This window comes from Gilliamella sp. Pra-s52 (genome assembly GCF_009795805.1).
Lineage (GTDB): Bacteria > Pseudomonadota > Gammaproteobacteria > Enterobacterales > Orbaceae > Gilliamella.
Window position 1 is genome coordinate 62,670 of sequence record NZ_WTEY01000011.1, and the last position, 21,500, is coordinate 84,169.

The 21,500-nt window shown below is 35.6% G+C and carries 19 protein-coding genes; 11 read left to right on the forward strand and 8 right to left on the reverse strand.

The window, feature by feature from the left end; all coding sequences use genetic code 11:
* Positions 1-42: 42 nt before the first annotated feature.
* Entirely contained in the window at positions 43-1,107 is a 1,065-nt protein-coding gene (lptG, locus tag GQ594_RS08700; protein WP_160399966.1) for an LPS export ABC transporter permease LptG, read from the reverse strand.
* 10 nt (positions 1,108-1,117) lie between these two features.
* Complete coding sequence (gene lptF / locus GQ594_RS08705; RefSeq protein WP_160412086.1) at positions 1,118-2,221, reverse strand: LPS export ABC transporter permease LptF; 1,104 nt, start codon at positions 2,219-2,221, stop codon at positions 1,118-1,120.
* A gap of 135 nt (positions 2,222-2,356) precedes the next feature.
* Between lptF and GQ594_RS08710 the strand changes: the two genes are divergently transcribed.
* Together GQ594_RS08710 and GQ594_RS08715 are read left to right on the forward strand one after the other, a co-directional pair.
* Positions 2,357-3,838 carry a leucyl aminopeptidase gene (locus GQ594_RS08710; protein ID WP_160412085.1) on the forward strand — a complete coding sequence of 494 codons (1,482 nt, stop codon included), beginning with the start codon at positions 2,357-2,359 and terminating at the stop codon, positions 3,836-3,838.
* Between the two features lie 15 nt (positions 3,839-3,853).
* On the forward strand, positions 3,854-4,309 hold the full coding sequence (locus GQ594_RS08715) for a DNA polymerase III subunit chi (protein ID WP_160412084.1): 456 nt from the start codon (positions 3,854-3,856) through the stop codon (positions 4,307-4,309).
* Between the two features lie 114 nt (positions 4,310-4,423).
* Here GQ594_RS08715 and pdxT read toward each other — a convergent pair whose 3' ends face one another.
* Both pdxT and pdxS read right to left on the reverse strand, forming a co-directional pair.
* Positions 4,424-5,011, reverse strand: coding sequence for a pyridoxal 5'-phosphate synthase glutaminase subunit PdxT (gene pdxT / locus GQ594_RS08720; protein ID WP_160412134.1), 588 nt, complete (start codon positions 5,009-5,011; stop codon positions 4,424-4,426).
* Between the two features lie 2 nt (positions 5,012-5,013).
* Positions 5,014-5,901 (reverse strand): pyridoxal 5'-phosphate synthase lyase subunit PdxS, encoded by an 888-nt coding sequence (gene pdxS / locus GQ594_RS08725; RefSeq protein WP_160401280.1) that lies wholly within the window; start codon positions 5,899-5,901, stop codon positions 5,014-5,016.
* Between the two features lie 192 nt (positions 5,902-6,093).
* Between pdxS and GQ594_RS08730 the strand changes: the two genes are divergently transcribed.
* The 3 genes from GQ594_RS08730 to GQ594_RS08740 all read left to right on the forward strand — a co-directional run bounded on the left by GQ594_RS08730 (position 6,094) and on the right by GQ594_RS08740 (position 8,964).
* Positions 6,094-7,485, forward strand: a complete 1,392-nt coding sequence (locus GQ594_RS08730; protein ID WP_160412083.1) for an aminotransferase-like domain-containing protein — start codon at positions 6,094-6,096, stop codon at positions 7,483-7,485.
* 489 nt (positions 7,486-7,974) lie between these two features.
* On the forward strand, positions 7,975-8,238 hold the full coding sequence (locus GQ594_RS08735; protein ID WP_160412082.1) for a SemiSWEET family transporter: 264 nt from the start codon (positions 7,975-7,977) through the stop codon (positions 8,236-8,238).
* Between the two features lie 405 nt (positions 8,239-8,643).
* On the forward strand, positions 8,644-8,964 hold the full coding sequence (locus GQ594_RS08740) for a DUF1161 domain-containing protein (RefSeq protein ID WP_160412081.1): 321 nt from the start codon (positions 8,644-8,646) through the stop codon (positions 8,962-8,964).
* 90 nt (positions 8,965-9,054) lie between these two features.
* On the opposite strand, the gene asnA is transcribed toward GQ594_RS08740, so the two are convergent.
* Positions 9,055-10,047 carry an aspartate--ammonia ligase gene (gene asnA / locus GQ594_RS08745; RefSeq protein ID WP_160412080.1) on the reverse strand — a complete coding sequence of 331 codons (993 nt, stop codon included), beginning with the start codon at positions 10,045-10,047 and terminating at the stop codon, positions 9,055-9,057.
* A 714-nt stretch (positions 10,048-10,761) separates the two neighbouring features.
* On the opposite strand from asnA, the gene gapA reads away from it, so the two are divergent.
* The gene (gapA, locus tag GQ594_RS08750) at positions 10,762-11,760 is read left to right on the forward strand and encodes a glyceraldehyde-3-phosphate dehydrogenase (RefSeq protein WP_160401688.1); all 999 of its coding nucleotides are present in this window, start codon (positions 10,762-10,764) and stop codon (positions 11,758-11,760) included.
* Positions 11,761-11,899: 139 nt separating this feature from the next.
* Here gapA and cspE read toward each other — a convergent pair whose 3' ends face one another.
* From cspE to yjgA, 3 genes are all read right to left on the reverse strand, one after another.
* Positions 11,900-12,109 carry a transcription antiterminator/RNA stability regulator CspE gene (cspE, locus tag GQ594_RS08755; protein ID WP_160401687.1) on the reverse strand — a complete coding sequence of 70 codons (210 nt, stop codon included), beginning with the start codon at positions 12,107-12,109 and terminating at the stop codon, positions 11,900-11,902.
* A 387-nt stretch (positions 12,110-12,496) separates the two neighbouring features.
* Positions 12,497-13,027, reverse strand: coding sequence for an inorganic diphosphatase (gene ppa, locus GQ594_RS08760; protein WP_160401686.1), 531 nt, complete (start codon positions 13,025-13,027; stop codon positions 12,497-12,499).
* 63 nt (positions 13,028-13,090) lie between these two features.
* Entirely contained in the window at positions 13,091-13,627 is a 537-nt protein-coding gene (gene yjgA, locus GQ594_RS08765) for a ribosome biogenesis factor YjgA (protein ID WP_160401685.1), read from the reverse strand.
* A 77-nt stretch (positions 13,628-13,704) separates the two neighbouring features.
* Between yjgA and pmbA the strand changes: the two genes are divergently transcribed.
* The 5 genes from pmbA (at position 13,705) to recG (ending at position 21,479) form a co-directional block, all read left to right on the forward strand.
* Positions 13,705-15,057: a metalloprotease PmbA gene (gene pmbA / locus GQ594_RS08770; protein ID WP_160401684.1), complete on the forward strand. Its 1,353-nt coding sequence runs from the start codon at positions 13,705-13,707 to the stop codon at positions 15,055-15,057.
* Positions 15,058-15,065: 8 nt separating this feature from the next.
* On the forward strand, positions 15,066-16,799 hold the full coding sequence (locus GQ594_RS08775; RefSeq protein ID WP_202112527.1) for a SulP family inorganic anion transporter: 1,734 nt from the start codon (positions 15,066-15,068) through the stop codon (positions 16,797-16,799).
* A gap of 157 nt (positions 16,800-16,956) precedes the next feature.
* Positions 16,957-17,247, forward strand: coding sequence for a DNA-directed RNA polymerase subunit omega (rpoZ, locus tag GQ594_RS08780; RefSeq protein WP_160412079.1), 291 nt, complete (start codon positions 16,957-16,959; stop codon positions 17,245-17,247).
* A 24-nt stretch (positions 17,248-17,271) separates the two neighbouring features.
* Positions 17,272-19,380, forward strand: coding sequence for a bifunctional GTP diphosphokinase/guanosine-3',5'-bis pyrophosphate 3'-pyrophosphohydrolase (gene spoT, locus GQ594_RS08785; protein ID WP_160412078.1), 2,109 nt, complete (start codon positions 17,272-17,274; stop codon positions 19,378-19,380).
* Positions 19,381-19,385: 5 nt separating this feature from the next.
* Complete coding sequence (recG, locus tag GQ594_RS08790; RefSeq protein ID WP_160412077.1) at positions 19,386-21,479, forward strand: ATP-dependent DNA helicase RecG; 2,094 nt, start codon at positions 19,386-19,388, stop codon at positions 21,477-21,479.
* Positions 21,480-21,500: the final 21 nt, after the last annotated feature.

A 21,500-nucleotide genomic window follows, 5' to 3' on the forward strand; every position in this document is an offset into this window, starting at 1 on the left:
ACCGTTAGCTTAGCTTTTCGTTTGAATTTAGTTTGTTTGAACTTAGTTTTTTCGCTTAAATAAAATATAACTAATTAATAAAAACACAAAACTTGTGATAAGCGATCCAATCAATGGGTAAATGCCCATTACAATGCTGACTTGGGCAAACAAATTATCGGCAATATAAAACAAGAAACCAAAGCTAATGCCAATGACTACACGAATCCCCATCGACACGCTACGCAGTGGACCAAAAATAAACGATAGGGCTAACAACATCATCACCGCCACTGAAACAGGCTTAATAAGCTTTTTCCAAAACAGTAAATCGTAATATTTGGTATCTTGCCCTGAGCTTTTTAGATATTGTGAATATTGATAAAGCCCAGAGGCTGACAACGAATCAGGATCAAATGCAACAATGCTGAGTTTGTCGGGTGTAATATTGGTTTGCCAAGGAATAGAGACCATATTGACGCCCACCACCTTATTGGGTTCTGTTAGGTCGTTCTTTTCGATTTGTGATAAAGTCCAAGCATTATTTTCATAAACACCATAAGCGGCGTGAGTAATGGATTGTAATTTATTTTGATCGACCGAATAGATATACACATTTGAAATTGAATTATCGTTATTTATATGCCCAATAAATATATAATCATTCCCATCTTTTGCCCAAAGACTGCCTTGCTCAACCATTAGCGAATTACCGTACAGTTTTTCAGAACGCATATTACGCGCAGTTTGTTCACTTACAGGAGCAACCCATTCACCAATTGCCATAGTAATCAATACTAAAGGTATGGCTGTTTTCATTACAGCAAAGGCAATTTTAAAACGGCTAAAGCCAGAGGTTTCCATCACGGTTAGTTCACTATGTGACGCAAGGATTCCCAAGCCAATTAAAGCACCCAATAATGCTGCCATCGGGAAGAACACTTCTAAATCTTTTGGCACCATCAACAGTGTGTAAATACCGACAGAAAACGCATCATAATCAACTTTGATTTTTCGAAGTTGATCAATAAAACGGATAATTCCCGATAAGCTGATCAACAAAAAAAGACTAACACCAATGGTGCTTAAAATAGTTTTACCTATGTAACGGTCTAAAATCGAAAACACGCATATCTCCTTAAGATGCCGAATATTTTAAGCGAAGTTTGCGCATAAATAGGCTATCCCAACAATTTAACATTAGTGCTAATAAAAAGTAACCGATATTCAAAATGTAAAACCAAAAATCAGGTTCTAACCGACCTTTACCTGCATTGGCCTTAATCGAACTGGCCGATAAAAAGTAAACCAAATAAAGCAACAAAGCAGGAAAAACTTGTGCAAGACGTCCTTGACGAGGATTAGACACACTCAATGGAATAACCAAAAACGCCATCAATGGCACGGAAATAATTAATGTTAATCGCCAATAAAATTCGGCATTGGCTTTAGGCGTATCCATATCGGCAAGCGTCTGTAATCCTAACTGTTGAACATCGACTTTATCGGTATCTTCATTCACATCTAGTGCTTTAGGTTTGATAATGCCTAAATAATTGTGAAAGTTAGAAATCCGAAAATCCTTAAGTTGTGCCGTACCCTCGTAACGGTTAGCATCTTCAAGCGTGATGATTTGATTACCTTCATTATCGTGGCTTGTCTTGCCTTTATTGGCAATAATAATCGAGGGTCGCTGATTGGCTTTGGGATTGATTTGCGCAATAAAAACATTTTCTAAATTATTCTCATTCACATTCCCAATATAAATCATTGAATTGCCATCAGGGGTTTGTTGAAATTGCCCCGCTAACAGCCCAGCTAAACTTGGATTAATTTTCGCATTGGCAAGCAATTGATCTTGCTTAACACTAGACCAAGGACCAAACCACAGTGAGTTCAACGCCGTTAATAGGCAAGTTAAAATACAAAGAAACAGCACCACCTGATAAGTTAAACTCTTTTTAACACCACAAGCATGCATTGCCACCATTTCACTGTCAGCATAAAGCCGCCCAAAAGTCACCAGCACACCAAGAAATAGGCTTAACGGTAAAATCAGATCCGCCATGTTCGACACACCCAACATCAATAAAGGCATAATCAAATCACGAGGGATAGAACCATCAATCGCATTTGATAAAATTCTAATTAATTTTTGAGAGAAGAAAATAAGCAACAAAATAAATAATATTGCCCCTTGGGTTTTCAGTGTCTCTTTAACTAAATACCGACGAATTATCACATTTTACCTATACATGTTGGTACAAAATTTGGTTATTATAATCTGAATTGCTTCTTTTTAGTTATCTTTTTGTTGCTATCCCATAATGAACCGATAGAATATTCATTATTCCCATCAACCATAAATGGAAACATCATGGAATTTCAAATAAAAAATAGCACTATTATAACCAAACAAAAAACAGAGTGTTTAGTTATTTCAATTGATTCAGGAAAAAGTCAGTCAGATATTGTTAAAGATATCGACAACTTAACTAACGGCCTAGTAAGTCAGCTTATCAAATCAGGCGACATTAGCCACGAATTAGGTAAAACGACGCTATTGTATCAAACTAATAGCGATCTCAAACAAAAACTCCTATTTGTTGGATGTGGTAAAGCCAACGACTTTGGAGTAATGCAAGCCAAAAAAGTGATTCAAGCTGTTATCAAAGAACTGCTTGCCAAAAAAATTAAAAGTATTACGTGGGACTTGCTAACTGTCAATCAAAACAATAGTCTACAAATTGCCAAACAGCTACCACAAATAGTTAGTGACATAACGTATCGGTTTGATGAATTTAAAACTAGCAAAACGCCGGCGCCAAGCTTAGCAAAAGTGACATTATTAACGGGCAATAAAAGCAATATTGATGAATTAACTCGCAACTTGTTACAGGGTGAAATTATAGCTAATGCCATTACCGCAACCAAGACTATTGCCAACATGCCATCGAACGTTTGTAATGCAAAATATTTAGCCGAACAAGGCAAACAGCTAGGCAAATTACACTCATCGCTCAAAGTCACCTGCCTTGGCGAAAGCGAACTGAAAAAATTAAATATGAATGCCTATTTAGCCGTTGGGCGTGGATCGCAAAACGAATCGATCATGACCATTATTGAATACCAAGGCGCCAAAGATAAAAAAGCCCAACCTTATGTCTTAGTTGGTAAAGGGCTAACGTTTGATTCGGGCGGTATATCAATCAAACCTGCTGCCGGCATGGACGAAATGAAATACGACATGTGTGGTGCTGCAACGGTTTATGGTGTTATGCAAGCCGTTGCTGAACTTAAATTACCGATCAATGTTGTAGGTGTTATGGCGGGTTGTGAAAACATGCCTGACGGTAATAGCTACCGCCCTGGTGATATATTAACTACCATGTCAGGCACTACGGTTGAAGTCATCAACACTGATGCCGAAGGGCGGCTTGTATTGTGCGATGCTTTAACCTATGTTGAACGTTATAATCCCAAAACCGTCATCGATATAGCCACCTTAACAGGTGCTTGTATTGTGGCACTTGGTCATCACTATACGGGTGTTATGGGCAATAACGATAAGTTAGTCGCACAATTGATTAGCGCATCACAAAAAGCGGAAGATAAAGCATGGGCACTGCCGATTGACGACCAATTCCAAGAACAGATCAAATCGACATGCGCAGATATTGTTAACGCTGGTGGGCGTGATGGTGGCACAATTACTGCAGCGTGTTTCCTATCTCGTTTTACTGAAAAATATCAATGGGCGCATTTAGATATTGCGGGTACTGCATGGAAATCGGGCGCAAAAAAAGGTGCAACAGGCCGTCCTGTTGCTATGTTGATTCAATACTTACTTGATCAATAACTCGAGTCAGCATTTATGAAAAAAGTGATCTTCTATCTACTTGAAAACCAAACAGAAGCCAACGAATCAGGCATGCTATATTATGAAAAACTCGCATGCCAAAAAATCGTCGAAGCATGGCAAGCTAATTTGCGTGTACAAGTTGCTTGTCAAGATCAAGCACAAGCTGAGCGAATCGACGAATACCTATGGCAACTGAGCACCGACAGTTTTGTACCGCATAACTTAGCTGGCGAAGGTATGAAGGGGGGATCACCAGTCGAAATCAGCTGGCCACAAAAACGTAGCAGCGGTAGTAGGCCGCTGCTAATTAATTTACAAGAACAATTTCCTGAATTTGCCAATGTCTATCGTGATATTATTGATTTTGTGCCTGTTGGCGAGGATTTAAAAGCATTAGCAAGGGTAAGGTATAAATATTATAAAGAAGCTGGATTTAATCTCAAAACTATACCGGTTACTTGTGAATAGGGTGATAAGACGGTGTTTTTTGTCAAAAAACCGTCAGGAAAGTAATTGATTTTATTGAAGTTTTTATTTCATTCTCAAAGAGGCTTTCAGGAGGACGCCAAATCCCTTTCCCCTTTAACATCTATCAACAAAATAACGCATAATTCGATTATCTTTACTTAATTCAGGATGAAAAGCACATACTAAAATATTACCTTGTTGCGCCATAATGCAACGTTGCTGAACAAATGCAAGTTGCTCTACATTTTTTCCTGCCTTGGCAATATAAGGAGCACGAATAAATATCGCAGGAATTTGTTGACCAATCTTTGGTATGTCTAACGTTGTTTCAAAGCTGTTAATTTGCCGCCCAAAACCGTTGCGTTCAACACAAATATCCATTAAACCTAGCAATTCAACCTCGTTATGAGTTGTGCTATTACCGCAAAGCACCAATCCCGCACACGTACCCAAAATACCTTTACCCTGCTCGGCAAATTGTTTTATTGGCTCGACAAGCCCATTTTGTTTGATTAAACGACTAATGGCGGTCGATTCGCCGCCGGGAATAATTAAACCGTTTAGCTTGGTTAATTGTTCAGGGCGTTTAACTAGCGTTGCTTGTACATTGTTGATGCTATTAAGCATTGCTATATGCTCACTAACTGCACCTTGCAAATTGAGCACACCAATGTGTTTGATATTGTTATGAGCAGAAGCCATCATTACCAACCTCGATCTTGCATTCTTTCAAACTGAGCGAGTGTACTGATTTCAATCCCTTTCATTGCGTTCCCCAAACCTTTTGAAAGCTCGGCTAAACGTGGATAGTCGTCAAAATAGGTGGTCGCTTGTACAATTGCTTTGGCAAACTTTTCAGGATTTTGGGATTTGAATATGCCAGATCCAACAAAAACACCATCAGCACCCAGTTGCATCATCAGTGCTGCATCGGCAGGGGTTGCTATGCCACCAGCGGCAAAATTAACAACAGGAAGTTTTTTTAACTGTTTGATTTGTAATACTAATTCATAAGGAGCACCTATCTCTTTGGCAAAGGTCATTAATTCATCTTTTGATTTATTAGCAACTTGGCGAATTTGTTCGTTGACTTTACGCATATGGCGTACGGCTTCAACAATATTACCAGTGCCGGGTTCGCCTTTGGTGCGTAACATCGATGCGCCTTCACCGATTCGGCGCAACGCTTCGCCCAGATCACGACAACCGCAAACAAATGGCACGGTAAATTCATCTTTAAGCAAATGATACTGTTCATCAGCAGGTGTTAATACTTCACTTTCATCAATATAATCAACGCCCATTGATTCTAAAATACGAGCTTCAACAATGTGTCCAATACGGGCTTTAGCCATAACAGGTATGGTGACTGCTTTCATAACTTGTTCAACAATGGTTGGATCAGCCATTCGTGCAACACCACCCGCGGCACGAATATCCGAGGGAACTCTTTCTAAAGCCATAACTGCAACAGCACCTGCTTGTTCAGCAATTTTGGCTTGTTCTGCGTTAACCACGTCCATAATCACGCCACCTTTTTGCATTTGTGCCATGCCGCGTTTAACGGTTTGTGTGCCTGTTATTTGGTTCATTTTTGCTCCTAATTGAATTGATAATGATGATATTGTTTTAACTGTGTTTACTTTTTTTATTATTCAAAAATTAAGCACAACAAAAAACAGCCAATTGGACTATAATAATGCCATCCAATTTTGTGGGGTGTTAACAAACATTTTTTAAACATCCCTCAAACAACTAATAACACCAGTTAGAGCAAGATCACTATGTGGGATCAACAAAAACTAGCCAACTTGTCTGGCGCGCTTTTTAAGAAAGTAGCACAATTGATTGAAGATTATATTGAGCAAGGCATGCTAATAGCTGGCGAAAGACTACCTTCGGAACGCGAACTGGCAAAAAAACTGTGTATTAATCGCTCAACGGTTGTTCATGCGCTGGATCTGTTAACTGAACGCGGTGTGCTTGTTCGGCGTCAAGGAAGTGGTACTTATGTTAATAATCAAAAATGGGGAATGCAGACATATTCATCGATTCATTGGCGCTTACCTGCACATTTTTATCAAAATAGGCAATCAGTTTATCAACAAAAAGTGACACAAATGCGTATGCAACGAGCAGATATTTGTGATCTGGCTAATGGTGATTTGCCAACGTATTTGATACCTAAATTTCAATTACCAAATATGTCGTTAAATGAATTAATTATGCACGAAAAAAACAGCGATATATTACAACTAGGGTTACCATCACTTAAGAAGCAAATTGCTATTTACATGCAAAAACAATTTGCGATGCAAGTTGATACTGAGGAGATTTTAATTACATCAGGCACACAACAATCGTTATTTTTGATTACGCAGGGATTGCTTAAACCAGGGGATTCGGTGGGGATTGAGTCGCCATCTTATTTTTATTCGTTGCCACTATTTCAAGCAGCGGGATTGCGTTTATATGGTATTGAGTGCGATAACGAAGGTATCACGCTTGAAAGTCTTGCTAGTTGTGTACAACAACATCACATTAAATGGTTGTTTTTAAATCCTGTTTTTCAAAATCCGATGGGTTTTGTTATGAGCAATGAGCGTAAACAGGCAATATTGGCATTTTGTCGATCACGTTGCATAGGGATTGTTGAAGATGATGCTTATAGTAGTTTAGCTTTTAAGTGTGATTTACCCATATCGCCCATTAAAAAGTTTGAACAGTCTAATCAAGTTATCTATTTAGGGTCGTTATCAAAATATATTGGGCGCAATATTCGTGTTGGTTGGATGGTTGCACCTCGGGATATTATCGAAAACCTAGCCAAAATTCGACAACATATCGATTCTGGGTTAAGCATTTTGCCACAATTATTAGCTCAAGAGTATTTGCAACATCATCATGCAAGTCATCAACAACAATTACGACAAACGTTACAAAGTAAAGCCAAACAGTTGATGCTATGGTTAAAAAGCTATTTTGGTGATCAAATTACCTATCAAGCCCCATTAGGCGGTTTACATTTGTATGCCCATTTACCAGTAAACACAGTAGCGCAAGAATCAACCTTACTTAATCAACTGTTATTAGACGGCGTGATTGTGTCACAAGGTAGCCGTTTTGGCGATAAGCTAGGGGCAATTAGGTTAAGTTATGGGCATTTTGAAAGGTAACTAATATAAAATTTTGTTACATCCGTTTAATATTTGATCTTAATTAAAATTTGTTAATAATTATTATGTTACAGAGTTATCAACAGGCTTATTCAATACTTATTAAGTCATATAGTGAATAACTGTAGTAAATTTTTTAATAAAAATTAATTTTTATGTTGCCATTATCGATAAATTGTTAGTGACCAAAATAAATGGTATTAAAATAATTAATAAACCGTTAATAAATATTAAATGATTAACCAATTATTGAAATTAGTGGCACCTTGTAATTTGTTATTATGTAGTAAAATTTTATTTGTTAATTATTTGATTAATAATAATTATTTTAAATTTATTTCGTGCGCAATGATAGTTAACTTAATAAGTTTTTTTATTTTAACTCAATTTACAGTACGAGCCTTTAAACAGTAAATTGCTGGTGGCATTTTAACTCGCTATAATTTATCATCATAAGATGATAAATTATAAATAATATTGGAGGCAATTTTGCATCTTTCATCAAAGGCTTTTCGTATTTTAGGGATTATCGCTACGATAGCATCATTAGGGATGTATGTTTCTTATATTCCACAAATCATCGATAATTTAAATGGATTTAAATCGAATCCTACTCAACCGTTAGCCGCAGCTATTAACTGTACTCTTTGGGTCTGTTATGGATTATTAAGAGAAAAGAAGGACTGGCCAATTGCGATAGCTAATTTACCTGGTGTCTTTTTTGGGTTAATTGCCTTTTTTACTGCTCTATAATTTGTGAAATATTATTAAAAGGGCTAATTAGTTATCTGTTTATAGTTTGTTTTATCGGTATTTTTGTTATTAACGACAATCAGATTCTTTTAATAAAATTAAAAAGAGAATTGCTATTTTTAGCAAAATAAAGTTGAAAATAACATAGCTTAATATTTAACCTATATCAAAAACAATTATTAATTATGATGTTATTGAGTTATTAACAGGTTTGTTAAACAGTTATCAAATTGTACAGTGTATAAATCTAAATCAGGGAGTAATATTATCCAAAAAGTCACAGTTTGGTTGGTGATATAATGATATTAGTCGATTGTTTTGAATATATTAAAGGAAGATATACAGTTGAATGGATAGTTTTATAATGCATTTAATAATCAAAATCACATATAAAAGGGAAAGAAAATGAAAAAATTAATCGGTGTTTTTTTACTTAGTTTGCCAATGTTGGCTACAGCGTCAAATTGTGACGAAATTAGTGCCAAAATTGCCGAAAAAATCAAAAATAACGGTGTTGATCCGGCTTATTTCCAGCTTAAACTTGAATCAGCCGACAAATCAGGACAACAAATAGAAGGCAAAATAGTGGGGTCATGCGATCGAGGTCAACAACATATTGTATATGTTCGTTTAGATGGCGTAACCAAGGAACCATCACAACCAATACAGCAGCAAGAACCAGAACAAACAACGCCAGTACAGATCGATGAATCAACTACAAATTAACTTCATCATAAATTAATTTAACACCAAATTAATTAAAACCGTTTTTTAAACTAAAATAGGGCATAATGCCCTATTTTAGTTGGTGTTGGATTATAGCAAATCGCTGTAATTTGCTTTGATATCATCACTCCAAACACTGGCTTGTACTTGACCTATGTGTTTTTGCTTTAAAAGTAACATAGTCAAACGTGATTGCCCAATGCCACCGCCGATTGTTTGTAATAAATCGCCATTAATTAATGCTTTATGCCAATCTAATTGTAAGCGATCTTCATCATTAGTTAGTTTTAATTGACGTTTTAATGTTTCGGCATCAACTCGAATTCCCATTGATGAAATTTCAAATGCACTATTTAAGATCGCATTCCACACTAAAATGTCGCCATTTAATCCTTTAGAACCCAAATCATTAGCACTACTCCAATCATCATAGTCAGGAGCACGCACATCATGTTTTTCATTATTTGATAATTGACCTCCAATACCGATTAAAAACACAGCGCCAAGCTCTTTGGTTATTGCGTTTTCACGCTCTTTAGGGGATAAATTTGGGTAACGTTTTAGTAACTGCTCGCTGTCAATAAAGGTGATCGATTCAGGTAAAAAACGGGAAATATGATACTGCTGTGACACTACCTTTTCGGTCGCTTTAATGGCGGCATAAATATTTTCAACCGTTTGTTTTAAATAAGTTAAATTGCGATCTTCAGGACGAATCACCTTTTCCCAATCCCACTGATCAACATAAACTGAATGAATGGGCGAAAGCTGATCTTCGTCTGGGCGTAAGGCTTTCATATTAGCATAAATTCCTTCACCAGCTTGAAAATGGTGAACGCTCAAAATTTTACGCTTCCATTTTGCAAGCGAATGCACTACTTCATATTGTGCATTAGGAATTGCTTTTACCTTAACTTGCACAGCATGTTCAGTGCCAGACAAATTATCTTGAATACCATCACCAACTTGACTTAGCAATGGCGCTTGTACTTCAATTAGTGACAAATGCTCGGCAAGTTGATTGGCAAAAAATTGCTTAACAAAACTGATTCGTTGTTGCTGCTCTTTAAATGATATCTTCATGTTTACGCTCTAGTTATTTATCCTATTTTAGATAAGTAAAGTAAACTAGATGCACAAATTTTGCAAGATGAAGATAAAAAGCAATACATAGTAAAGAAAGTACCTATGTTTGTTATGATTTTTCACAATATATTGTGGAATTATTTTTATAAAATTACCCCTCAAAATTTGTCAGAATATCATCGATTTTATTTGATTTTTTATTGATTGCACAAAAAGTTGAGTATTTGTTTTCAATAGCTATACGATCGTTAACCCCCCCCCAATATAGCTCAATAAAAAAGCATATTAATAAAGTATAATAATTAATCAGAAATACTTAGCTATGATTAATCAAGCTAAAAAGGTCATGAAAAAAATAAGCAACATAATGATTTTGATATTCGCTTACTGCAATATTAGCGGCAGTTATCAACAGAAGAAAAACGAGCATTTATTTTATTTTTAGATACCTTAAAATAAATTTAAATGAACTTATTATTGGTAACTGTCCTTTAAATGAGTCTAAATTTATTTAAACCTTTTAAGGTTGATGTGTTTTATTAATTAAAAGTATGATTTTATTAATTATAATAGATATTAATTGCGTCAGTTTCGTCCTATTTAATCAATTCGTGTCTAATTATTAGGAATCTTCTTGAATAAATCCTTAAAATTTGATAGTTTACACGAAAGTATTTTTACATTAAAAACTCATAAAAGAAGGTAACTGTTATGACAATCAAAGTAGGTATTAATGGTTTTGGCCGTATTGGTCGTATTGTTTTCCGTGCTGCTCAAAAACGTTCAGACATTGAAATTGTTGCTATCAACGATTTATTAGATGTTGAATATATGGCTTATATGCTTAAATATGATTCAACTCACGGTCGTTTTGACGGTACTGTTGAAGTTAAAGACGGTAAATTAGTTGTTAACGGTAAAACAATCCGTGTTACTGCTGAACGCGATCCTGCAAACTTAAAATGGAACGAAGTTGGTGTTGATGTTGTTGCTGAAGCAACTGGTTTATTCTTAACTGATGAAACAGCACGTAAACATATTCAAGCTGGTGCTAAAAAAGTGGTTTTAACTGGTCCTTCAAAAGACAGCACTCCTATGTTTGTTATCGGTGTTAATGATAAAGAATATGCTGGTCAAGATATCGTTTCTAACGCATCATGTACAACTAACTGTTTAGCGCCGTTAGCTAAAGTTATCAATGATAACTTTGGTATTGTTGAAGCATTAATGACAACTGTTCACGCAACAACAGCAACTCAAAAAACTGTTGATGGTCCATCTCATAAAGATTGGCGTGGTGGTCGTGGTGCAGCTCAAAACATCATCCCTTCATCAACTGGTGCTGCTAAAGCAGTAGGTAAAGTTATTCCTGAATTAAACGGCAAATTAACTGGTATGGCTTTCCGTGTTCCAACTCCAGATGTTTCTGTTGTTGACTTAACTGCTCGTTTAGCTAAACCAGCTAAATACGAAGACATTTGTAAGGCAATCAAAGCAGCTGCTGAAGGTCCAATGAAAGGCGTTCTTGGTTATACTGAAGATGATGTTGTTTCTACTGATTTCTTAGGCGAAGTTTGTACATCTGTATTTGATGCTAAAGCAGGTATCCAATTAAGTGATAACTTTGTAAAACTTGTTTCTTGGTATGATAACGAAGTTGGTTATTCGAATAAAGTATTAGATCTAATTGCAGTTGTTTCTAAAAAATAATTAGCATTTGATTTTGTCTATTTTAAAAGGCGGCTTTAGGGTCGCTTTTTTATTTGAATTTGTTATTTTTTAGGACACAAAAACACCCATTAAAAAATGGGTGTTTTGCTATATGTAAATAAATTATTTAAAGTTTTAATTAAAGAACTACAACTTCAGCTGCAGCCGGTCCACGAGGACTATCTTGGATAGCAAATTCAACTTGTTGTCCTTCAGCTAAGGTTTTGAAACCGTCACCTGAAATAGCAGAAAAATGAACAAATACATCTTTGCTTCCATCTGCAGGGGTAATAAAACCAAAACCTTTACTTTCATTAAACCATTTCACTTGACCTGTTTTTTTATTCATTTACTAGACATCCTAACAATAATTAATAATTAGCCTTTTCGGCCGTTTGGGTTCTAACATTGTATTTATTATGTAGCTAAAAACCATAACAATGTACTTTACATTAATTAAGGTGAATCGTTTCCGTAATTTTTTACTTTGTTACTTACCCAGAACTATTACCGCATAAATTATAATCGAAAGCAAGATGTCGATAACAATTTTTTACTTAAAATTTATTTTTTTTCTTGGATTTTTATGTAACCATTTATTGATTGATAAATGGGAAATAATTAAATAACTGAATTTTTTTAATGATTTTTTAAATATCGGTTATTTTATAAAATAAAAAAACCATAAATATTAGTTTATGGCTTTTTTAAGGGTTTATTTTTTTATTACTCAGTTTTATTTGTTTTTCGCTCGTTCAAAAGATTCGATTATTTCTTTGCGAGCGGCATCTGCATTTTCCCAACCGTCCACTTTAACCCATTTACCTTTTTCTAAGGCTTTGTATTGTTCAAAAAAGTGTTTGATTTGTGATTTGAGCAATTCTGGTAAATCATCAACATCTTTAATGTGATCGTATTCTTTTGACAGCTTAGTATGTGGTACTGCAACAAGTTTTGCATCTTGGCCTGCTTCGTCTGTCATTTTTAATACACCAACTGGTCGACAACGAATAACTGAACCCGGTTGTAATGGGTATGGGGTTGGGACTAATACATCAACTGGATCGCCATCTAATGATAATGTGTGATTAATATAACCATAGTTACATGGGTAGAACATTGCTGTTGCCATAAAACGGTCAACAAATACTGCACCTGTGTCTTTGTCAACTTCATATTTAATTGGATCTGCATTAGCTGGAATCTCAATCACAACGTAAATATCATCTGGTAATTCTTTACCTGCTGGTACATTTAAAAGTCCCATTTTTGTATCCTCTATCTAAGTTAATATAGTGTTGTTAATGATAATAAGCGTACAGAATAATGGTTATTCTGTTTCGCTTAATTCTTTTAAGTATTGAAAAATCTGTCTTGCCGTTTTTGCCGGTTTATTTGCTTCTTGTTCTTTTTTTGCTAAACGAGCTAAGGTGCGTAGCTGTTGACGATCGGCTGTAGGATATAAGCCTATAATGGTTTCGGCATCACCAGTTGTAATCAGCTCATCGCGTAGCTTTTCGAGTTTGTGGAATAGGGCAATTTGCTGATTGTGGCGATTTTTGAGTTTATCAAGTGCTTGGCTAATAGGATCGATATCCCGGTTACGTAGTAGTTTGCCAATATATTGAATTTGTCTGCGATATCCTTCTTTTTTTATTTTTTGTGCAAGTTCAATTGCATAAATAAGATCTTCATCAAGAGGGATTTTTTCAAGTTCATTTTTGCTTAACTTGACAAGTTCGATACCTAATTTTTTTAGCGCTTCAGCATCGCGTTTGATTTCACTTTTACTGACGTAGATAATTTCGTCATCTTCAATGTCAATAGAAAAGTTGGGTTCTAGGTTTGTCTCTTGGTTTTGGTTCATGTTATTTCTTTTGTTAACTAATGTTCAATTCTGGCTTATTATAACGTATCACTAGCAGATTTGTAGAAAATAATAAAATGAGTATTGAACAGATTAAAAAAGAAGCGATAAATCAAAAAGAAAATTTATCGGCTATTGTTGATAATGCTATAAAACAAGCAAAATTAAGAGTCGATGCCGTTGAGGTGTCAATAAATCAATCAACAGGTATTAGTGTTAGCACACGTATGGGCGAAACCGAAAATGTTGAATTTAATAGCGATGGCGCTTTGTCTATTACGGTTTATCAAGATCAACGTAAAGGTAGTGCATCAACAAATGATTTATCTCCTCAGGCTATTTTACAGACGATAGATATGGCAATTAGTATCATGCAATACACTTCACCCGATCCATGTTCAGGTTTGGGTGATGTAAGTCAAATGGCATTTGATCCACCTGATTTAGATTTATTTTATCCTAGTGATTTGAATGTCGATAATGCCATTGAGCAAGCCAAACAGGCTGAATTAGCAGCGCTAAATCATTCAAAATTAGTGAATAGTGATGGTGGTTATTTTAGTAGCCGCTATGGGGTTTATGTGTATGGTAATAGTCTAGGAATGCTACAAGGTTATTGTGCAAGTTCTCATTCACTTTCATGTTCAGTTATTGCTGAGCAAGCAGGGCAGATGGAAAGTAATTATGCATATAGCTCATCGCGTGATTTTAATGAATTGAAACTAGCTGAAACAGTTGGCATTGAAGCGGCAGATAGGGCTATTTCTCATTTGGGAGCGAAGCAAATTGCAACAATGCAAGCTCCAGTGTTATTTAGTGCTGAAGTTGCTGTTGGGCTTATTCGGCATTTAGTGGGAGCCATAAGTGGTGGCGCTATTTATCGAAAATCTTCGTTTTTATTAGATAGTATTGGACAAACTATTTTTCCTGAATGGCTCACCATTTATGAAGATCCTTATATTCTAAAAGGTGTTGGTTCTTCGCCTTTTGATAGCGAAGGGACAAAAACCGTGCAGCGTAATATTGTTGAGCAAGGTGTACTGCAAACTTATTTACTAGGTAATTATTCTGCACGTAAGTTAGGCTTAACATCAACAGGACATGCTGGAGGTATTCACAATTGGTCTATATCACCAAGCCAAGATAATGTGAGTTTTGATAATATGCTTAAAAAACTGGATAAGGGTATTTTGGTGACTTCATTGATGGGGCAAGGTGTTAATAGTGTGACGGGCGATTATTCACGTGGAGCTACTGGATTTTGGGTTGAAAATGGAAAGATTCAATATCCTATTAGTGAAATTACTATTGCTAGTAATCTTAAAGACATGTATAAAAATATTGTTGCAATAGGTAATGATGTTGAAACAAGAACTAGCATTCGATGTGGTTCTATTTTGGTCGATAATATGAGTATAGCTGGGAAATAAGGATCAGTATGGGTAGGTTTTTACACGGTATTTTTTTTCGAAAAATAACTTCTTGGATGCCAGGGCTAAGTAGTTTATTACAATATAAGCGAGAATATTTTACTTTTGACCTTAAAGCTGGGTTATCGGTTGCTGCCGTTTCGTTACCTGTATCCATTGCTTATGCTGAATTGACGGGAGTTGGTGCAATAGCAGGGCTATATTCAACCATTTTACCTTTAATTGTGTATGCGCTTTTTGGATCTTCTAAACAACTGATTGTTGGACCTGATACAGCAACTTGTGCGGTGGTTGCTGCTGTTGTTTTCCCGTTAGCAGCAAATGATCCTGTATTGCGTTGGCAATTAGTTATTATATTAACAATTATGATCGGTATTTGGTGCATCATTGCAGGGAAGTTGCATCTTGGTGCGTTGGCTGACTTGCTTAGTCAGCCTATTTTAATTGGTTTGCTTAATGGTATTTCAATTACTATTATGGTTGATCAATTAGCTAAAACATTGGGATTTCGTTATGATTATTCTTATTTGATTGAACGAATTGTTTATTTTCCATTTAAAATATCCCAAATTCATATAGGAACAGCACTTGTTTCACTTTTTACTTTATTAATTTTAGTTGGTTTAAAGCGATTAAAACCACTATATCCAGCCCCGTTATTAGCTGTCATTGTGATGACGATGTTTTCATGGTTGTTTAATTTCGAACATTTTAATATTCGTATTATTGGCAATATTAGTAATGATTTTATTCCTGCTGAGTCATGGCTCGATTTTGATAAAGGTCTAATGCGCGATTTAGTTGTACCTTCGCTTAATATTGCTATCATTTGTTTTGTTAGTATGATGATAACAGTACGCAGTTTTGCATCCAAAAATAATTATGAAACAAATGCTGATGTTGAATTTAAGGCGTTAGGTATTGCTAATATTGTAGCTGGTCTATCGCAAGGTTTTGTAGTTAGTGGTACATCATCAAGAACTGCTGTCAATGATGCCAATGGTGGTAAAACGCAACTAGTTTCGATTATTGCCGCAATCTTAATTGGTTTTGTGGTAATGTTTTTTCTTTCTCCCTTACAGTATATTCCAACTTGTGTATTAGGGGTGATTTTAATTTATTCTTCAATTTCGTTAATTAATTTTCAAACAATTATTCGTTTTTTCAAGTTTGATCGCGATGCCTTTTATTTAAGTTTAATAACACTAGTTTCTGTGCTTATTATTGGTATTATTCCCGGCATGGCACTAGCGGTGTTACTTGGGCTATTTTTGTTTTTACGACGTGTTTTTAGACCGAAAGATCAGCTGCTAGGTGTTGATGAAAGTGGTCGCATTCATTCAATTGGTCAAGATGTAAAACCCATTGGTAATACCATGATTTACCGATTCAATTCTCCGTTGACTTATTTTAATATTGCCTATTTTAAGCGAAGAATTATTAGTTATATTGATGAAGCTGAAGAGCCAATAAATTATGTGATAGTTGATGCGATTCCTTGTTTTACTTACAAAGATGTCAGTGTGTTGTCGGGGATTGAGGAGTTAGTAAAGTCTTTAAAAGTAAGAAATATCATTTTAATTTTATCAGGTCGTCGAAAAACGCTTAAAAACTGGTTTAAACAAATGAATATAAAGCTTGATGATGAGCATATTGAATTTGCTTATGACCTTTATTTTGCGGTTAGATTAGTTCAAAGCAAGGAACATATGGATAACAAAGATGATGAGGAATTAATTTAGTCATCATTGCTAGTGATAAAATTATAAAGGGGATTTTTCTAAGTAATTTGGATTTCGAGATATAAACCAATATTAATATAGACAATCCCCTATAAATTTAAGTAGAATACTAGATCATTTTAAATAAGTATTTTAGTAAACAATATTAGAGGTAAAAATGGCACGTGTAACTGTTCAAGATGCAGTAGAAAAAATTGGTAATCGCTTTGATCTCGTTATTGTAGCAGCAAGACGCGCTCGTCAACTACAAGTTGAAAATAAATCACCACTTATTCCAGAAGAGAACGATAAAGAAACCGTTATCGCTTTACGCGAAATTGAAAATGGGCTTGTTAACAAACAAATCCTTGATGTTGCTGATTTCCAAACACGCCAAGATGAAGAAGCTGAAGTACGTGCAACACTTCATGAATCGATTCTTCTAGAAAACACACCATCGTACGAATAAACTGTAGTTTTACAGGAATTGCTCATGGAGTATTTTGATAGCTTAAAAGAGCTTGTTGCATCTTATCTTCCACCTAAACAAGTCGAATTGATTCAAGATGCTTATCTTTTTGCTAAAAATGCCCATGAAGGGCAATTCCGATGTAGTGGTGAACCTTATATCACTCATCCTGTTGCTGTTGCAACATATTTAGCAGATATGCGGCTTGATTATGAAACAATTATTGCTGCACTTTTACATGATACCATCGAAGATACTCCGGTTACCTTCCAAGATATTACAAATAAATTTGGTAAACATGTTGCTATTTTAGTTGAAGGTGTTTCTAAACTTGATAAATTAAAATTTCGTAATCGACAAGAAGCTCAAGCTGAAAATTTTAGGAAAATGGTTCTTGCCATGACCGAAGATGTGCGTGTTATTTTAATTAAACTTGCTGATCGCACTCATAATATGCGCACGCTAGGGGCATTAAGACCAGATAAACGCCGTCGTATAGCAAAAGAAACATTAGAAATTTATGCTCCACTAGCCCATCGTTTAGGTATTCATCATATAAAAACCGAACTTGAAGTTTTGGGTTTTACAGCAATGCATCCAAATCGTGCCAAAGTACTTGAAAAGGTAGTAAAAGTTGCACGAAATACAAGAAAAGAACTTATTCAACAAATTTTATCTGAAATCAGAAATCGCTTGGCTGAAGCAGGTATAGATGCCGAAGTTGAAGGATTAGAAAAAAATATTTATGTCATTTATCAAAAAATGCAAATGCGAGAGCAACATTTTCACTCTATAATGGACATCTATATTTTTAGAATCGTAGTTAAAAATGTAGATGCTTGTTATCGTGTGCTTGGTCTTGTGCATAATTTATATAAGCCACGACTTAATCGTTTTAAAGATTATATTGCGATTCCAAAAGCGAATGGTTATCAGTCATTACATTCATCATTAATTGGACCACATGGCACACCTGTCGAAGTACAAATTCGTACCGAAGATATGGAGCAAATGGCAGAAATGGGCGTAGCCGCACATTGGGTATATAATGAAACTGATGAATTAAACAACACAACTGCACAAATCAAAGCACAACGTTGGATGCAAAGTCTGTTAGAGCTACAACAAAGTGTAGGAAATTCTTTCGAATTTATTGAAAACGTAAAATCAGACTTATTTCCTAAAGAAATTTATGTTTTTACTCCTAAAGGACGTATTGTTCAGCTACCCGAAGGTGCAACAGCTGTTGACCTTGCTTATGCAGTGCACTCTGATATCGGTTATCAATGTATTGGTGCGCTTGTTGATCGTAAGCCTTACCCACTATCACAACCGTTAAGCAGTGGGCAAACGGTTGAAATTATCACCTCGCCAGAAGGGCGTCCTAATGCAAATTGGTTAAATTTTGTAGTTAGCGCTAAAGCGAAGTCTCGCATTCGTCAAGCACTTAAAACATTAAAACGTGAAGATGCTATTGAATTGGGTCGACGCTTACTCAATCTTTCGTTAGTTAAATCAGGCGGTATTAATGCTTTATCACCAAATCAAAAATCTAGAGTGATTGAATTAGCTAAACAATCCACTTTTGATGATGTTTTGGTTGAAATTGGACTCGGTAATATTATGAGTCATTTTATTGTCAAAGGCTTAGAGCATAAAGGGTTATTACAAAGTAAATCAGAACCAAATAAAACACTGGTTATTACTGGTAGCGAAGGTGTTTTAGTTACGTTTTCTAAGTGTTGTCATCCTCTTCCTAATGATCCTATTATTGGGCATGTCAGCCCAGAAAAGGGCTTAACTGTGCATCATGAATCCTGTCGAAATATTGTTGGTTATCAAAAGAATCCAGAAAAATATATATCACTGAAATGGGCATCTGACATATCTCAACGGTTTGTTGCTGAAATTTGGCTTGATATTCTAAACACTCAAGGCTCTTTGGCGCACATTCTTTCAATTATTAATGATGAAAATACTCGCCTGCAATGGTTGAATACCGAAGAAAAAGATAGACAAATTTATACAGTTATATTGCAAATAGAAGTAAAAAATACACAACAACTTAATGAATTAATTCGTAAAATGTCATTACAACCAGATGTAGTGAGTGTTACACGAAATATAAATTAGTCATTATGATAAATCGTTTTCTTGATCATTTACCGTTGATAAAACTAACAGGAATTGGTGCAAGTTTAGAAAAAAAATTCAATACATTAGGTATTTATACCGCTAAAGATCTATTATTGCATTTCCCCTTGCGTTATGAAGATCGCACTTCATCTTGTGCCATTGGCGATGCCACTATTGGTGAATTTACTACAATAGAAGGCGTGATTATCAAAAGCGAACTCACATTTAATCGGCGGCAAACGCTCATTTGTTATGTTCAAGATGATTCAGGTATTGCTATATTGCGATTTATGCATTTTACTGCAGGCATGAAAGCGTCGTTAATTAAAGGAAAATGGATTAGTGCTTATGGCGAAATAAAACGCGGCAAAAATCACCTTGAAATTATTCACCCACAATTTAAACTCAAAACTCATCAAAATGACAAAAGCGCCTGTTTAGATGGTGAACAGGAAAGATATACACCTATTTATTCAACGACTTATGGACTATCTCAAAATGTGATTCGGCGATCAATAATGACGGTATTACTGTTTTTGAAAAACAATCCCCCAGACGAGATTTTACCACCGCAGCTAGCTTGTCGTTTTTTGTCAGCATTAGATTGTTTAAATATTATTCACAACCCACCGATTGATACCCAAATTTCGCAGTTAGAATCAGGTGAACACCCAGCTATTAAACGATTTATCTTTGAAGAATTGGTTGCTTATCATTTAAGTATGTTGATGATAAAAACACATAACCAAAATCAGCAATCACATCAATTTTATCCAACCCAATGCTTAATTAAACCATTTTTATCATCATTACCTTTTAAGCCGACCGGTGCTCAGCAACGTGTTGTGCAAGATATCTATCAAGATATGACCAAAACTGTGCCCATGATGCGATTAATTCAAGGTGATGTAGGTTCTGGAAAAACATTAGTTGCGGCTTTAGCTGCACTAAATGCGATTGAAAACGGTAACCAAGTGGTATTAATGGCGCCCACCGAAATATTAGCCGAACAGCATTATAACAATTTTAATAATTGGTTTACTCCATTAGGGATTAGTGTTGACTGGTTATCAGGGCGATTAACTGCCAAAAATAAACAGCAGCGTTATGATCGTGTTAAAAATGGTGAAATCACCATGTTAATTGGTACGCATGCGGTTTTTGTAGATAAAGTTGAGTTTGCTTCGTTAGGTTTAGTCATTATTGATGAACAGCATCGCTTTGGTGTTAACCAGCGACTAAGTCTTTGGGAGAAGGGTATTAAAGGTCATCTTCATCCACATCAATTAATTATGACCGCAACACCTATTCCTAGAACACTAGCTATGACAGTGTATGCAGATTTAGATGTTTCTATTATTGATGAATTGCCACCAGGGCGAACCCCCATTACTACAGTTGTCATACCTAATACTCGTCGTGATGAAATTATTGAACGTGTCAATCAAGCTTGCCTCGATAACCGCCAAGTTTATTGGGTTTGTACATTGGTTGAAGAGTCCGAAATACTTGATGCCCAAGCAGCTGAAATACTTGTAGAAGAATTACAACAAAGATTACCACATCTTAATATTGCTTTAGTGCACGGTAAAATGAAATCTGATTTAAAACAATCAGTCATGCAAGACTTTAAAGCAGGAATAATTCAACTACTTGTTGCCACAACGGTTATTGAAGTAGGTGTTGATGTGCCTAATGCTAGTTTAATGATTATCGAAAATGCCGAGCGATTAGGTTTAGCTCAATTACATCAACTGCGAGGACGCGTTGGGCGAGGAACGGCGGTATCTCATTGTGTACTTATGTATCAAGCCCCTTTAAGCAAAGTTGCTCAAGCTCGTATGAAAGTTATGCGTGAAAGTAATGATGGTTTTGTTATTGCGCAAAAAGACCTTGAACTTCGTGGGGGTGGCGAAATTTTAGGAACAAGGCAAATGGGATTGGCTAATTTTAAAGTTGTTGATCTAATTCGAGATCAACATTTGATTAGTGAAGTACAACAAGCCTCTTATGATATCCAAAAAAATCACCCACAAAGCGCAGCACAACTAGTTGATTGTTGGTTGCCAAATCGTGAAAAGTATATTAATGCTTGATGAATAAGATTAATTTGAATT